This is a genomic window from Mesorhizobium sp. WSM4308 (assembly GCF_002294905.1).
Taxonomy (GTDB): domain Bacteria; phylum Pseudomonadota; class Alphaproteobacteria; order Rhizobiales; family Rhizobiaceae; genus Mesorhizobium.
Genome location: NZ_NSFW01000003.1, coordinates 60,161 through 73,895 on the forward strand (window position 1 = coordinate 60,161; position 13,735 = coordinate 73,895).

At 64.2% G+C, this 13,735-nt stretch carries 14 protein-coding genes; 7 read left to right on the forward strand and 7 right to left on the reverse strand.

The genetic code is table 11. From position 1 onward, the window contains the following. Positions 1–163 precede the first annotated feature (163 nt). Positions 164–1,744, forward strand: coding sequence for an iron ABC transporter permease (locus tag CK227_RS06025; protein ID WP_179296396.1), 1,581 nt, complete (start codon positions 164–166; stop codon positions 1,742–1,744). Next, positions 1,741–2,823, forward strand: a complete 1,083-nt coding sequence (locus CK227_RS06030) for an ABC transporter ATP-binding protein (protein WP_095772278.1) — start codon at positions 1,741–1,743, stop codon at positions 2,821–2,823. Before CK227_RS06025 ends, CK227_RS06030 begins: the two co-directional genes overlap by 4 nt. A gap of 133 nt (positions 2,824–2,956) precedes the next feature. On the opposite strand, the gene CK227_RS06035 is transcribed toward CK227_RS06030, so the two are convergent. The 5 genes from CK227_RS06035 to CK227_RS06055 all read right to left on the reverse strand — a co-directional run bounded on the left by CK227_RS06035 (position 2,957) and on the right by CK227_RS06055 (position 8,148). Beyond that, positions 2,957–3,766, reverse strand: coding sequence for a phosphodiesterase (locus CK227_RS06035; protein ID WP_095772277.1), 810 nt, complete (start codon positions 3,764–3,766; stop codon positions 2,957–2,959). 7 nt (positions 3,767–3,773) lie between these two features. After that, on the reverse strand, positions 3,774–4,874 hold the full coding sequence (locus CK227_RS06040; protein WP_095772276.1) for a sn-glycerol-3-phosphate import ATP-binding protein UgpC: 1,101 nt from the start codon (positions 4,872–4,874) through the stop codon (positions 3,774–3,776). Positions 4,875–4,884: 10 nt separating this feature from the next. Continuing rightward, positions 4,885–5,799: an ABC transporter permease subunit gene (locus CK227_RS06045; RefSeq protein WP_095772370.1), complete on the reverse strand. Its 915-nt coding sequence runs from the start codon at positions 5,797–5,799 to the stop codon at positions 4,885–4,887. Between the two features lie 7 nt (positions 5,800–5,806). Continuing rightward, positions 5,807–6,691, reverse strand: a complete 885-nt coding sequence (locus tag CK227_RS06050; RefSeq protein ID WP_095772275.1) for a sugar ABC transporter permease — start codon at positions 6,689–6,691, stop codon at positions 5,807–5,809. 104 nt (positions 6,692–6,795) lie between these two features. Continuing rightward, positions 6,796–8,148, reverse strand: a complete 1,353-nt coding sequence (locus CK227_RS06055) for an extracellular solute-binding protein (protein WP_095772274.1) — start codon at positions 8,146–8,148, stop codon at positions 6,796–6,798. Between the two features lie 235 nt (positions 8,149–8,383). Here CK227_RS06055 and CK227_RS06060 point away from each other — a divergent pair, with 235 nt between their 5' ends. Next, the gene (locus CK227_RS06060; RefSeq protein ID WP_095772273.1) at positions 8,384–8,569 is read left to right on the forward strand and encodes a hypothetical protein; all 186 of its coding nucleotides are present in this window, start codon (positions 8,384–8,386) and stop codon (positions 8,567–8,569) included. A 4-nt stretch (positions 8,570–8,573) separates the two neighbouring features. Here the strand turns inward: CK227_RS06060 and CK227_RS06065 are convergent, their stop codons facing one another. Beyond that, complete coding sequence (locus tag CK227_RS06065) at positions 8,574–9,254, reverse strand: TlpA disulfide reductase family protein (RefSeq protein ID WP_095772272.1); 681 nt, start codon at positions 9,252–9,254, stop codon at positions 8,574–8,576. Positions 9,255–9,291: 37 nt separating this feature from the next. Between CK227_RS06065 and argH the strand changes: the two genes are divergently transcribed. From argH to lysA, 3 genes are all read left to right on the forward strand, one after another. Beyond that, positions 9,292–10,692 carry an argininosuccinate lyase gene (gene argH, locus CK227_RS06070; protein WP_095772271.1) on the forward strand — a complete coding sequence of 467 codons (1,401 nt, stop codon included), beginning with the start codon at positions 9,292–9,294 and terminating at the stop codon, positions 10,690–10,692. A gap of 116 nt (positions 10,693–10,808) precedes the next feature. Continuing rightward, positions 10,809–11,015, forward strand: a complete 207-nt coding sequence (locus CK227_RS06075) for a hypothetical protein (RefSeq protein WP_019861402.1) — start codon at positions 10,809–10,811, stop codon at positions 11,013–11,015. Positions 11,016–11,081: 66 nt separating this feature from the next. Further along, positions 11,082–12,350, forward strand: a complete 1,269-nt coding sequence (lysA, locus tag CK227_RS06080) for a diaminopimelate decarboxylase (RefSeq protein WP_095772270.1) — start codon at positions 11,082–11,084, stop codon at positions 12,348–12,350. 18 nt (positions 12,351–12,368) lie between these two features. Here the strand turns inward: lysA and CK227_RS06085 are convergent, their stop codons facing one another. Then, positions 12,369–12,671 (reverse strand): metalloregulator ArsR/SmtB family transcription factor, encoded by a 303-nt coding sequence (locus tag CK227_RS06085; RefSeq protein WP_095772269.1) that lies wholly within the window; start codon positions 12,669–12,671, stop codon positions 12,369–12,371. Positions 12,672–12,721: 50 nt separating this feature from the next. On the opposite strand from CK227_RS06085, the gene CK227_RS06090 reads away from it, so the two are divergent. Then, positions 12,722–13,663, forward strand: a complete 942-nt coding sequence (locus CK227_RS06090; protein WP_095772268.1) for a threonine/serine dehydratase — start codon at positions 12,722–12,724, stop codon at positions 13,661–13,663. Positions 13,664–13,735 lie beyond the last annotated feature (72 nt).

Below are 13,735 nucleotides of genomic sequence, written 5' to 3' on the forward strand. Positions count from 1 at the left end.
CTAATAAGGACAAACCGACCGTGCTCCCGCGGGAATCCACCTTCCGCGGGAGCGTTTTGTTTTCGAGATGGCATTCGTCGATGACGACACGCTGCGTTCCTGACCTCCGACCGTGGTCCCTCGATTGCCGGCACGCCGCCGCAACCGTCGGGCGTCCGAGCTGATGCAGTCCGCCGTAGATCTCGGGCGCGCCGGCTTGCCGTCGAAGATGCGCCGAATGCCGCATCGGCGGGCGGCACGCTGGCTTGTCACCGCCGCCGTCTTCGTTGCGCTGTTCGCCCTTTTGCCGCTTGCCTTCATCGTCTGGATCGCGGTGCAGACCGGCTGGGAGACCGTGTCGGCGCTGGTCTTCAGGCCGCGCGTCGGGGAACTGCTGGTCAACACCACGCTGCTGGTGCTGCTGACCGTGCCGATCGCCATCATACTGTCTGTCGCGCTGGCCTGGCTGACCGAGCGCAGCGACCTGCCCGGCGCCAGGCTGTGGGCCTGGCTGTGCGTGGCGCCGCTCGCCATCCCCGCTTTCGTGCACTCCTATGCCTGGATCACCATGGTGCCCGGCCTGCATGGCCTGTGGGCCGGCGTGCTGGTGTCCGTGATCGCCTATTTTCCCTTCCTCTATCTGCCCATATCGGCAGCGCTGCGCCGTCTCGATCCGGCCCTGGAGGACGCGGCAGCCGCCCTTGGCCTTGGGCCATCGCGCGTCTTCTGGCGTGTCGTGATGCCGCAGCTCAGGCTCGCCATCTGCGGCGGCTCGCTGCTGGTCGGACTGCATCTGCTGGCCGAATACGGCCTCTATGTCTTCATCCGCTTCGACACCTTCACCACGGCGATCGTCGACCAGTTTCAATCGACCTTCAACGGACCGGCCGCCAACATGCTGGCCGGCGTGCTGGTGACCTGCTGCTTCGTGCTTCTGGGCCTCGAAGTGCTGGTGCGCGGCGAGGAGCGTTATGCCCGTGTCGGCGCCGGCGCGGCGCGTTCCCAGCAGCGCACGAACCTCGGCCGCGCCACCATGCCGAGCCTGCTCTTGCTGGTCGCCACCACGCTGCTGGCGCTCGGCGTGCCGTTCGTGACCATCGGCCGCTGGCTCATCGCCGGCGGCGCCGAGGTCTGGCGTCTCGACGAGATTGGCCTGGCGCTCGGCCAGACGCTGTTCCTGTCGCTTGCCGGGGCACTGCTTGCCACTGTCGCTGCCATGCCGATGGCCTGGATCTCGATCCGCGCCCCAGGGCCGCTGCAGCGCCTGCTGGAAGGTTGCAACTACATCGTGGGATCGCTACCGGGTGTCGTCATTGCGCTGGCGCTGGTCACCATCACCGTGCGCATTGCGCTTCCGCTCTATCAGACGCTGTTCACCATCCTGGTCGCCTATGCCCTCATGTTCCTGCCGCGCGCCCTGGTCAGCCTGCGCGCCTCGATCGCCCAGGCGCCGGTCGAGCTCGAGCGCGCCGCGTCCAGCCTCGGCAGGCGTCCGCTCAACGCGCTGTGGTCGACCACCATCCGCCTGTCGGCCCCTGGTGCTGCGGCCGGCATGGCGCTGGTGGCGCTCGGCATCATGAACGAACTGACCGCGACCCAGATGCTGGCACCGAACGGCACCCGCACGCTGGCGATGGCATTCTGGTCCTACAGCAGCGAGATCGACTACGCCTCGGCGGCCCCCTACGCCTTCATCATGGTGGCGATGTCGCTGCCCTTGACCTGGCTGCTCTATGTCCAGTCGAAACGGATGGCCGGACGATGAGCTTTCTCGAAATCCGCGGTTTGCACAAGCATTACGGCCCGGTCGCCGCATTGGCCGGTGTCGACCTCGATGTCGCCAGCGGCAGCCGCACCGCGATCGTCGGCCCCTCCGGCTGCGGCAAGACCACCTTGCTGCGGCTGATCGCCGGCTTCGAGGCACCGGACCAGGGCCGCATCGTGCTCGGTGGCGAGGTGCTGGCCAATGGCAGCGCCGCCGTCCCGGCGCATCGCCGCGGCATCGGCGTGGTGGCGCAGGACGGCGCCCTGTTCCCGCATCTGACCATCGGCGACAATATCGGTTTCGGCATGGGCCGCGGCGATGACAAACGCGCCGAGCGCATCGTCGAGTTGGCCTACATCGTCGGGCTCGACAAGGCGATCCTCAAGCGCCGCCCACACGAGCTTTCCGGCGGCCAGCAGCAGCGCGTGGCGCTCGCCCGCGCTATGGCGATGAAGCCGCGGCTGATGCTGCTCGACGAGCCGTTCTCGGCGCTCGACACCGGCTTGCGCGCCTCGATGCGCAAGGCCGTGGCCGAACTTCTGGAGGCGGCCGGCATCACCACCATCCTGGTGACACACGACCAGGCCGAAGCACTGTCCTTCGCTGCCCAGGTGGCGGTGATGCGCGATGGAAAATTCTCGCAGGTCGGCACGCCTCGCGATCTCTACCTCAAGCCGAAGGACAGGATGATCGCCGAATTCCTCGGCGACGCCATCATCCTGCCGGCGAGCATTTCGGGCGGCTTCGCCAACTCGCCGCTCGGCCGCATCGCCGTCGATACCAATGACAGCCGCGATGTCGCCCGCATCATGCTGCGGCCGGAGCAGATCGGGCTGAAACGCACGTCGCGCGAAGGCATGTCGGGCACCCCAGACATGCTGTTCGGCGAAGTGACGGAATCGGAATTCGCCGGCTCGACATGCATGATCGCGGTGCGGCTCCTGAACAATGCCGATCCCCCGGACGCCGCCGCCATCGGCAACACGCCGCTGATCCTGCGCAAATCCGGCATGGACGCACCGACGGTCGGTGAGATCGTCCGGCTCACCGTGTCGGGAAAGGCGCATGTGTTCGTCTAAAGCGCGTCGCGTTGAAATGGATTCATGCGACGCGCTTTAGGTCTCTGCTTTATGCATGTCGTTTCTCCCAAAACCGAGGTCACTTTTGGGCGACATGCATTAGGCGACCGAAGGCCGGCGCCCGGCGCGCGGTTCATGCCGTGATGCGTTCGCCGGTTTCGGCTGAATAGATCGGCCAGCGCTCGAGAAAATCACAGCCATGCACGACAACCCTCTCGTTGGCGCTGTCGACAAGGATGACGGCGTAGGCGGGCGGCGCCTGCTCGACAATTTCGCTCGACCGGTCAAGCGCAAGTTCGAACCTTGCGTGCAGGCCGCGCTGCGCCGAGAACGGAATTCCGGCGACGGTGCCGGCGATGTCGCGATGGACATGACCGAAGAAGATGTGGCGGACATCGCCATGGCGCTTCAGCAGGCCGAGCAACCGCTCGGGCTGCTCGAGCGCCAGCGGATCGAGCTGCGGCAGGCCGAGCGCGACCGGCGGATGGTGCAGGAAGATGTAGGCGGGCCTGCCGGCTGATCGGTTCAGGCGGGCTTCGAGCCAGGCAAGCCGCTTGTCGCACAATTCGCCTCCGATGCGCCCTTCCGCCAGGCAGTCGAGGAACAGCAGCACTTCGTTGCCGGTGTCATGGACCGACTGCACGAAGCCATTCTCGTCGACCGGATTTTCCGGGAACGCCGCGACGAGATTGGCCCGCCGGTCATGGTTGCCGGGCAGAAGCCTATACGGCACCGACAGCGTGTTCAGGGCAGCCCGCAGATCCGCGTAACTCTCCGGCGCGCCGCTCTCGGTCAGGTCGCCGGTGAAGACGCAAAGGGCGGCGTCGGCGTGATGCGCATTGATATGCGCGATGCAGAACGCCAGCCTTTGATGCAGGTCGGCGCCATAGCGGCGCTCGCCTTGCCGGCCAAGATGCACATCGGTGACCTGGATGATTTTCATCACGCTTTCAGAGCGCCGGCTCGGGTACGGACGCCTTGAAGACATCGAGGCGGGCTCCCGTCTCCGACGAGAAGAAATGCATGTCTTCAGGCGAAATCTTCAGGCCGACCTGGCTGCCGGGCTCGGGATGGACCGCCTCCGACGTCATCACCGAAAACGGTGCGCCGTCGAGATCGACATAGATGACCCGCCCCGCCCCCAGTTCCTCGACCAGATCGACGGTGGCGTTGAGCGCGCCGGCCGTGCCGGGCGCCACCAGCCGGACGGCCTCGGGCCGGATGCCCATCGCGACCTTCGCGCCGACCGGCAGGCCGGTCCGTGCCATGGCCAGGCGCCGGCTGCCGCCAAGCAGCGACAGCCCGTCGAGCTCGACCGTGCCTTCCAGAATGTTCATGGCCGGCGCGCCGACGAAGGTGGCGACGAAGCGGCTGGCCGGACGGGTATAGATTTCGCCCGGCGTGCCGACCTGCTCGACGCGTCCGCCATTCATCACCACCAGCCGGTCGGCCAGCGTCATCGCCTCGACCTGATCGTGGGTGACGAAGACGGAGGTGGCGTTCAGCCGGCGATGCAGCTTGCGAATTTCCGAGCGCATCTGCACGCGCAGCTTGGCGTCGAGATTGGACAGCGGCTCGTCGAACAGGAACACCTTCGGCTCGCGGATCATGGCGCGGCCCATGGCGACGCGCTGCCTTTGGCCGCCGGAAAGCGCCATCGGCTTGCGGTCGAGCAGATGTTCGAGCTCCAGTGTGCGGGCGACCGCCTGGATGCGCTGCTGGCGCTCGGCCGAGGGAACGCCGGCGACCTTGAGCGAATAGCCGATGTTCTGCGAAACACTCATGTGCGGATAGAGCGCGTAATTCTGGAACACCATGGCGCAGCCGCGCTCGCGCGGTTCCAGCCTGTTGACCACCGTGCCGTCAATCGCGATCTCGCCGGCGGAAATCTCCTCCAGCCCGGCGATCATCCTGAGCAGCGTGGACTTGCCGCAGCCGGACGGTCCCAGGATGACGACGAATTCGCCTGACGCGAAGTCGAGGTCGACGCCGTGCACGACCTGCGTCTTGGCGTAGTTCTTCTTGACGCCGCGTATTGTGATGGAGGCCATTTTTGTCTCCTTATTTCTCGGTGGCGATCAGGCCGCGCACGAACCAGCGCTGCATCAGCACCACGACGATCAGCGGAGGCAGCATGACGATCAGCGTGCCGGCCATGGCGATGTGCCATTCCGGAATGCCGCCGACATTGGGGATCAGTTGTTTGAGTTCGGTCACCGCCATCGCATGCGACTGATCGGTGGTGATGAGCAGCGGCCACAGATACTGGTTCCAGGCCCACAGGAACATGATGGTGCCGAGCGCCGCCATATTGTTGCGCGACAGCGGCAGCAAGATATCGATGAAGAAGCGCAGCGCGCCCGCGCCGTCCATGCGCGCGGCCTCGGTCAGTTCGTCCGGCACGGTCAGGAAGAACTGCCGGTAGAGGAAAGTGCCGGTCGCGGTGGCAACCAGCGGCAGTATCAGGCCGCTGTAGGAATTGAGCAGTCCGAGGCTGAGCTGGACCTGCACGCCCGAGACTTTTTCGATCAGCCAGGAAATGCCGGTCAGGTCCAGGATCGCCTGGTACGGCTCGAGCACGTTGGCGACCACGGCGTAGGTCGGCACGATGCGCACTTCGAGCGGCAGCATCAGTGTGATGAAAATCAGCCAGAAGATCAGCATGCGGCCGGGATAGCGGAAGTAGACGATCGAGAAGGCGGTGAGCGCCGAGACGATCACTTTGCCGGCGGCGACGCCGGTCGCCATGATGAAGCTGTTGAGCAGCTTGGGACCGAGATCGGCGGTCGTCCAGGCGGTCTTGATGTTGACCCAGAAGTCGCTGCCCGGCAGCAGCGACATCGGCACATCGTTGACATCCTTGAGGTTGTGCGACGCCGCGATCACCACGACCACGAACGGCGCAATGCAAAAGATGAAGCCGATGAACAGGATCAGATGCGTGAAGAAATTGAGGAACGGGGTGCGCTCGACCATATCCATCTCACCTGTAGTGCACGCGCCGCTCGATGAAGCGGAACTGGAAGATGGTGAGCACGATGATGAGCAGCATCAGGATGATGCTCTGCGCGGCGGCACCTGAATAATCGAGGCCTTTGAAGCCGTCGGAATAGATCTTGTAGACCATCAGATTGGTCGCGTTCGCCGGACCGCCAGCGGTCATGATGTCGACGATGCCGAAGGAGTCCTGAAAACTCTCGGTGATGTTGATGACCAGCAGGAAGAAGATGGTCGGCGTGATCAGCGGAAACTGGATGTCCCAGAAACGCCTGATGACACCGGAACCGTCCATCGCCGCGGCCTCGATCAGCGAACGCGGGATGGCCTGGAACGCCGCCAGGAAGAAGATGAAGTTGTAGCCGACATATTTCCACGAGAAGGCGACGATGATCGAGGCCATGGCGTCGGCGCCGTCGAGGCCGGGATCCCAGAAGCCGGGCCAGACCCGGTTGACCACGGCCATGAAGCCAGCCTCCGGCGCCAGGATGAAGCGGAACGCCATCGCCAGCGCGGGCGCGGCGATGCCGTAGGGCCAGATCAGCACCACGCGATAGAGACGCGAGCCGGCCAGCTGCCGGTCGGTCAAGGCGGCGAGCACAAGCGCGATGAACATTGCGAGACCGGTACTGATGCCGGCGAAGACAAGGCTGGCGGTGATCGAGTTCCAGTAGTCGGCGTTGGACAGGATCGAGCGGAAATTGTCGAGCCCGACCCAGATGTTGCCGCCGCCCCAGGGCTGTTGCAGCGTCAGCGACCAGTACACGGCCTGGCCGGCCGGCCAGTAGAAGAACGTGAAGATCAGGAGGAGCTGCGGCACCGCGAAAAGGATGCCGATCGTCCATTTGCCGAAAGTGACGCGTTTTTCCATCGATCCGCCGATGCCGTTGAACCGTCAGCCCGCTTCTTGGGCAAGACTAGATATGAAATGGCCGCCCGTCGAATCTCGACGGACGGCCGTTCCGCAATCGGAGGTCAGGGCAGGGTCTTGCCCGGATAGGTCTGCTGGAAGCGTTCGAGGATGGCGTCGCCGTTCTTGACCAGAGTGTCGAGGCCTTCCTGGACGCTGACCTTGTTGGCGAAGATCGCCTGCATCTGCGTGCCGAACTCGGCGCGGATCTGGGTGAAGTTGCCCAGCCGGATGCCGCGGGTGATTTCGGTCGGCTCGGACGCCGTCAGGCTGGCGATGGCGACTTCACGGCCCTTGTAGGGCGCCTTGTCGTAGAAGCCCTGGCCCTTCATGTAGTCGAAGCCAGACTTGGTCACCGGGATGTAGCCGGTGTTGGTCGACCAGAACAGCGCGGTCTTGGGGTCGTGGATGAAGTTCAGGAAGGCGGCAGCGCCCTTGTACTCGGCGTCCGACTTGCCGGAGAGCACCCACAGCGAAGCGCCGCCGACGAGCGAATTCTTGCGCTCGGTGCCGGCATAGACCGGCAATTCGGCGACATCCCACTTCATGCCTTCCTTCTGGGTCCTGCCGACCGTGCCGTGGTCGCCGACCGAGGTCAGGATGACCTGGCAGGTACCCGAGGCGAAGGCCTGGACCATATCCTGGCCGAGATCCTTGGACTTGATCTTGATCAGGCCGGCGTCATACCACTTCTTGAGATCGGTGACATACTGGACGAACTTGGTCTTGTTGACTTCCAGACGCGCGTCGAGACCGTCATAACCATTGTTCTTGGTGGCGATCGGCTGGTTGTGGAGCGCCGAGAACTGCTCCATCAGCTGCCAGCTTTCATTGGCAGAGATGTTGATCGCCATCGGGCACTCGTAGCCGGCGTCCTTCAACGCCTTGAGGTCGGCGCCGACATCTTCCCAGGTCTTGGGTGCTTCGGTCTTGCCGATCTTGGCGAAGGCGTCCTTGTTCCAGTACATCAGCGGGGTCGAGGAATTGAACGGGAAGGACAGCATCTCGCCCTTCGACGTGGCGTAGTAGCGCGCGATGCCTGGGAAATAGTCGGCATAGTCGATCTTGTAGCCGTTTTCTTCCATCAGCTTGTCGGCGGGCTTGTAGGCGCCCGACAGCATCATGGTGGCGGTGCCGACATCGTAGACCTGGACGACGGCCGGCTGCTTGCCGGCGCGGAAGGCCGCGATGGTGTTCTGCAGCGTGGCGTCATAATTGCCCTGGCTGGTGCAGACGACTTCGTAGTCCTTCTGCGAGGCGTTGAAGTTCTTGCACAGCGTGTCGACGACACGGGCAAGGTCGCCCGAAAGGCCGAACCAGAAGTCGAATTTTACCGGTTCTGCAGAGGCAGGCATTGCCAGCGCGGTGCTGAGCGCACCAGCGGCAATGGCAGCAAAGCCCCGCTTGATCATGGTCATGGTTTTTCCCTCTTGAGTGGCTGGTGACAAGGGTCTTGCGCAAGTCCTTGCCCGCTCTCTTAGAGAAGGTATGTGACAGTTCTGTTGTGGCTCCCCGGCCTTTGCACAGCTGCCCGTTCCTCTCCCTCGGCGGCTTTGGCCGGCATTAAAACGCGCCGGCGTTTTAGGTAGCTAGGGCGACTGTCGAAGACGTAAAGACCGCATCGGCCGCCATGATTATCCGGCTAAGGGGACAATGATATCCAGGTGCGGCAGCGGGCGTAAATGCGCCGGGGAAGCACGCCAGGGCTACTATCTCGGCAAACCGGCGCCCATCGAGGCGTTCGACGACCTGACCGGCCACGGCAAGCGCACTCCGGCGCGCACAGACCATCGGGATGGCAGTCTCGTATTGCTCAAGCCAAGCGTGCGCTCGGCTTGATCGCTCACGATCCGAGCGCCGTGTCGATCAGCCGCCTGGCGTCAGGCCCCGACCATTCAGCCGGGCCGTTCATATGCGCGATCAGGCAGCCTTCGCCGTCGATCAGCATGGTGGCGGGAAGGCCGAGCGCCAGGCCGCGTGCCTTGAGGTCGTTGAACAGGGCCACCGTCGAATCCCGGTAATAGCCCAGCGCTTCGACACCTGTTTCCTTGAGGAATTTCTTCGGCTTCACATCGTCGCCGGCATCGACATTGACGGCGACCACCTGAAAGCTGTCGCTGCCCTTCTCCTTCTGCAGCGCATCGAGCGCCGGCATTTCGGCACGGCAAGGCGCGCACCATGTCGCCCAGAGGTTGAGCAGCACCGTCTTGCCGGCATGGTCGGCGATCGTCATCGGCTTGCCGTCCGGGCCATTGAAGGCGAGGCTTTTCATCGACTGCGGCGGATCGGCGGGCAACAGGGCCGCGACCTGGCCGGTGGCGGCGGCCGCGATCTTCTTGGCGCGGTCGCTCTTGGCGGCGCAGGCGACGTCATCCTTGCTGCCGCCGACCGCCACCTGGGCCGGTGCATTGTTGCCAGACCGGCTCTCGCTGACATATACCGCGACCGCGCCGGCCAGCGCTCCCGCCACCAAAGCGGCGAGGATCAGGCGCGGGGCCGGGAAAAATCTGTTTCCGTCTGCCATTTTCTCAAAACTGCTCCGAAGCACGGGTTTTATAGCGATGAGCGACAAGAAGACCAGCAACCAGATGTGGGGCGGACGATTTGCCTCGGGTCCGGCCGCGATCATGGAAGCGATCAACGCGTCGATCTCGTTCGACCGCAAACTCTACGCACAGGACATACGCGGCTCGATCGCCCACAGCGAGATGCTGGCGCAAACGGGCATTATTTCGGCGGCCGATCAAGAAAAAATCGCTCACGGGCTGAACACAATCCTGAAAGAGATCGAGGCCGGCCGCTTCGAGTTTTCGACGAAGCTCGAAGACATCCACATGAATGTCGAGGCCCGTCTCGCCGACCTGATCGGCCCGGCCGCCGGCCGCCTGCACACCGCGCGCTCACGCAACGACCAGGTGGCGGTGGATCTGAGGCTCTGGGTCAAGGACGAATGCTTCCGCGTCGCCGGGGCGCTGAAGGGCCTGATCACGGCGCTGCTGGAGCGGGCCGGGGAGCACGCGGCGACCGTGATGCCGGGCTTCACCCATATGCAGGCGGCGCAGCCGGTGACCTTCGGCCACCACTGCATGGCCTATGTCGAGATGTTTGCACGCGACCTGTCGCGCGTGCGCGATGCGATCGAACGCATGGACGAGAGCCCGCTCGGTGCCGCCGCCCTTGCCGGCACCAGCTTCCCGATCGACCGCCACAGAACCGCCAGGGCGCTCGGTTTCCGCGAGCCGATGCGCAATTCGCTGGACAGCGTTTCCGATCGCGATTTCGCGCTGGAGTTCCTCGCCATGGCGGCGGTCTGCGCCACGCATCTGTCGCGGCTGGCCGAGGAGATCATCATCTGGTCGACGCCGCAATTCGGCTTCATCAGGCTGTCGGATAGTTTTTCCACCGGCTCCTCGATCATGCCGCAGAAGAAGAACCCCGACGCCGCCGAACTGGTGCGTGGCAAGACCGGCCGCGTCAACGGCCATCTGGTCGGCCTGCTGACGGTGATGAAGGGCATGCCTTTGACCTATGGCAAGGACATGCAGGAAGACAAGGAATCGGTCTTCGACGCCGCCGAGACGCTCGACCTGATGCTGGCGGCGATGACCGGCATGGTCTCGGACATGACGGTCAACGCGGCCGCGATGAAGAAGGCCGCAGGCTCCGGCCACGCGACCGCGACCGACCTCGCCGATTGGCTGGTGCGCACGCTGGGCCTGCCGTTCCGCGAGGCGCATCATGTCACCGGCCGTGCGGTGGCGCTGGCCGAGGAGAAGAAGGTAAGCCTGGAAAAGCTTTCGCTGGAGGATCTGCAGTCGATCAATCCCGGCATCACATCGGATATCTTCTCGGTGCTGGCGGTGCAGAATTCGGTCAAGAGCCGCACCAGTTTCGGCGGCACCGCGCCGTCGGAAGTGAGGAAGCAGATCCGCTATTGGAAAAAGCGGCTGGTCAAAGCCTGAGGCCGATATTTCGACGGCAATATCCCGGATATTGCAACCGGCAATATCCGGGGTGCAATGCGCCGAGAACTCGGCTAAAAGCGGCGGCTGACAAAACGTTTCGGACGGATGGATCGATGACCGGAAGCAGGATTTTGGTGACGCTGACGCTGCTGGCGGCGATGGCCGCCGTGACCGCCTGCGGCCGCAAGGCCGGTCTCGACACGCCCTATGAGGCGGCCGTCCAGGCGCGCAAGGATGCCGAGAAGGCCAAGCAGCCGCTGCCGCCGGAGCCGGAAAAACCAGTCAAGGACAAGAAGTTCATCCTCGACCCGCTGATCTAGAACCGATCAGGCCGGGTTTGGCTTCCAGCCCGATCTTATCGTGCTCCAACTTCCGGAATCACCCTCGTGAACCATTTCGACTACCGCGACGGCGTGCTGCATGCCGAGGACGTGGCAATCCCTGATATCGCCGCTCAGGTCGGCACGCCGTTCTACTGCTATTCGACGGCCACGCTGACCAGGCACTACCGCGTCTTTGCCCAGGCTTTTGCCGGCCTCGACGCGCTGGTCTGCTACGCCATGAAGGCCAACTCCAACCAGGCTGTGCTGCGCACCCTTGCCAGGCTCGGCGCCGGCGCCGACGTGGTCTCGGAAGGCGAGCTGCGCCGGGCGCTGGCGGCCGGCATCCCGGCAAGCAAGATCCTGTTTTCCGGCGTCGGCAAGACCGCGCGCGAAATGGACCTTGCGCTCGAAGCCGGCATCCTTTGCTTCAACGTTGAATCCGAGCCTGAACTTGAACTGTTGTCGGCGCGAGCCACGGCACTCGGCAAGGTGGCGCCGGTCTCGCTGCGCATCAATCCCGATGTCGACGCCAAGACGCACAAGAAGATTTCCACCGGCAAGGCCGAGAACAAGTTCGGCATCGCCTGGCAGCGCGCGCGGCAGGTCTATGCCCGTGCGGCGACGCTTCCGGGTATCAAGGTCACCGGCATCGACACCCATATCGGCAGCCAGATCACCGAGTTGCAGCCCTTCGACGACGCCTTCGCCCTTTTGGTCGATCTGGTCGGCGCACTGCGCGCCGATGGCCACGCCATCGAGCATGTCGATGTCGGCGGTGGCCTCGGCATCCCTTACCGTGTCGACAACAACCCACCGCCCTTGCCCGACGCCTATGCCCAGATCGTCAGGAAGCATGTCACCAAGCTCGGTCTGAAGGTGATGTTCGAGCCGGGCCGGCTGATCGTTGGCAATGCCGGCATCCTCGTTTCGGAAGTGATCTTCGTGAAGGAAGGCGACGCCAAGAATTTTCTGGTCGTCGACGCCGCCATGAACGATCTGATCCGGCCAACGCTTTACGATGCCTTCCACGACATCAGGCCGGTCGTGCAGCCGCCGGCCGACACGCCGCGCATGATGGTCGACGTGGTTGGCCAGGTCTGCGAGACCGGTGACTATCTCGGCCTCGACCGTGACTTGCCCAGGCTGAAGGCCGGCGATCTCATTGCCGTTTCCACCGCCGGTGCCTATGGCGCGGTGCAGGCAGGCACCTACAACACCCGCCTGCTGGTGCCGGAGGTGCTGGTCGACGGCGACCGGTTCCACATCGTGCGCCCGCGCCTGACCTATGACGATTTGATCGGGCTGGATTCGGTGCCTGACTGGCTGGCATAGAAGCCACAGCCGGCAGCGCTACAGCCGGTTCTGCAGGAGCGTCCTTGTCTCGGCGATCCTGTCTTCGTCACGGCTGTAGAACGTCCATTGCTTGATGCGCTTGGGCCGCAGCAGGCCGGCCTGGGTGAGCACGCGCATATGCTCGGAGAGCGTCGCCTGCGTGATACCGAGCTTTTCGGCGATCAGCAGCGCGCAAACGCCGTCCTCGATCAGATCGCCGTCGGCCTGAGCCGGGAAATGCGCGCGCGGATCCTTCAGCCAGTTGAGGATCTGCAGCCTGCGTTCGTTGGCGATCGCCTTGAAGACATCAACCTCTTGCATTTAGTCATTTTGCCAAGTTACTAATTGCTGTCAATCCCAAGGAGATCGCCATGGCGCAGGGCAACCCCGTTACACGCGAGCGCATTGCCGCGATGGAACCGCGCATCCGTCCCTATATCAGGCACACGCCGGTGCTGCGCGTCGACATGGCCGACTTCGACCGGCCGCCGCTGGCGGTAGACCTCAAGCTCGAATGCCTGCAGCATTCCGGTTCGTTCAAGGCGCGCGGCGCCTTCACCAATCTTTTGGAAAGGCCGGTTCCCAAGGCCGGCGTCGTCGCCGCCTCGGGCGGCAACCATGGCGCTGCCGTCGCCTATGCCGCCATGCGGCTCGGCCACAAGGCGACCATCTTCGTTCCCGAAGTGAGCCCGCAAGCCAAGCTGGACCGCATTCGCGGCTATGGCGCCGACCTGGTGGTTGGTGGTGCCCGCTATGCCGAGGCGCTGGCCGCCAGCGAACGTTTCGCGCAGGAGACCGGCGCCTTGCAGATCCATGCCTTCAACCAGGAGGAAACGCTGGTCGGACAGGGCACGCTTGGGCTCGAGATCGAGAGCGACCTGCCCGAGATCGACACGCTGTTGGTCGCCGTCGGCGGTGGCGGCCTGATCGGCGGCATCGCCGCCTGGTATGCCGGCCGCATCCGCATCGTCGCCATCGAGCCCGAAGGCGCGCCGACGCTTCATCGCGCCTTCGAGGCCGGCCATCCCGTCGACGCGCCGGCGGAAGGCATCGCCGCCGATTCGCTGGCGCCGAAGCGCGTCGGCGAAATGATGTTCCCGATCGCCGAGGCCTTCGTCGAGCGCTCCATCCTGGTCAGTGATGACGACATCATCGCCGCGCAGAAGGCGCTGTGGCATCGGGTGCGCATCATCTCCGAGCCGGGTGGGGCCGCCGCCTTCGCCGCGATCCTGTCCGGCCGCTACACGCCGGCACCGGGCGAACGCGTCGCCGTGCTGGTCTGTGGCGCCAACGCAAACCCCGCCAATTTCTGATTGCAACCATTTCGGCCGGGTTCACATTTTCTGAGAACGCCTCGCCTTTGCCGTGTTTGCTGGTATTCTTCG

Excerpts from the sequence above, each read along its gene's own strand:
- CK227_RS06040 (WP_095772276.1), bottom strand. The coding sequence starts at position 4,874 with ATGGCCTCCATCACAATACGCGGCGTCAAGAAGAACTACGCCAAGACG.
- CK227_RS06075 (WP_019861402.1), top strand. The coding sequence starts at position 10,809 with ATGACCGGAAGCAGGATTTTGGTGACGCTGACGCTGCTGGCGGCGATG.
- CK227_RS06090 (WP_095772268.1), top strand. The coding sequence starts at position 12,722 with ATGGCGCAGGGCAACCCCGTTACACGCGAGCGCATTGCCGCGATGGAA.
- CK227_RS06055 (WP_095772274.1), bottom strand. The coding sequence starts at position 8,148 with ATGACCATGATCAAGCGGGGCTTTGCTGCCATTGCCGCTGGTGCGCTC.
- CK227_RS06030 (WP_095772278.1), top strand. The coding sequence starts at position 1,741 with ATGAGCTTTCTCGAAATCCGCGGTTTGCACAAGCATTACGGCCCGGTC.
- CK227_RS06085 (WP_095772269.1), bottom strand. The coding sequence starts at position 12,671 with ATGCAAGAGGTTGATGTCTTCAAGGCGATCGCCAACGAACGCAGGCTG.
- CK227_RS06060 (WP_095772273.1), top strand. The coding sequence starts at position 8,384 with ATGATATCCAGGTGCGGCAGCGGGCGTAAATGCGCCGGGGAAGCACGC.
- CK227_RS06050 (WP_095772275.1), bottom strand. The coding sequence starts at position 6,691 with ATGGAAAAACGCGTCACTTTCGGCAAATGGACGATCGGCATCCTTTTC.
- CK227_RS06035 (WP_095772277.1), bottom strand. The coding sequence starts at position 3,766 with ATGAAAATCATCCAGGTCACCGATGTGCATCTTGGCCGGCAAGGCGAG.
- CK227_RS06065 (WP_095772272.1), bottom strand. The coding sequence starts at position 9,254 with ATGGCAGACGGAAACAGATTTTTCCCGGCCCCGCGCCTGATCCTCGCC.
- CK227_RS06025 (WP_179296396.1), top strand. The coding sequence starts at position 164 with ATGCAGTCCGCCGTAGATCTCGGGCGCGCCGGCTTGCCGTCGAAGATG.
- argH (WP_095772271.1), top strand. The coding sequence starts at position 9,292 with ATGAGCGACAAGAAGACCAGCAACCAGATGTGGGGCGGACGATTTGCC.
- CK227_RS06045 (WP_095772370.1), bottom strand. The coding sequence starts at position 5,799 with ATGGTCGAGCGCACCCCGTTCCTCAATTTCTTCACGCATCTGATCCTG.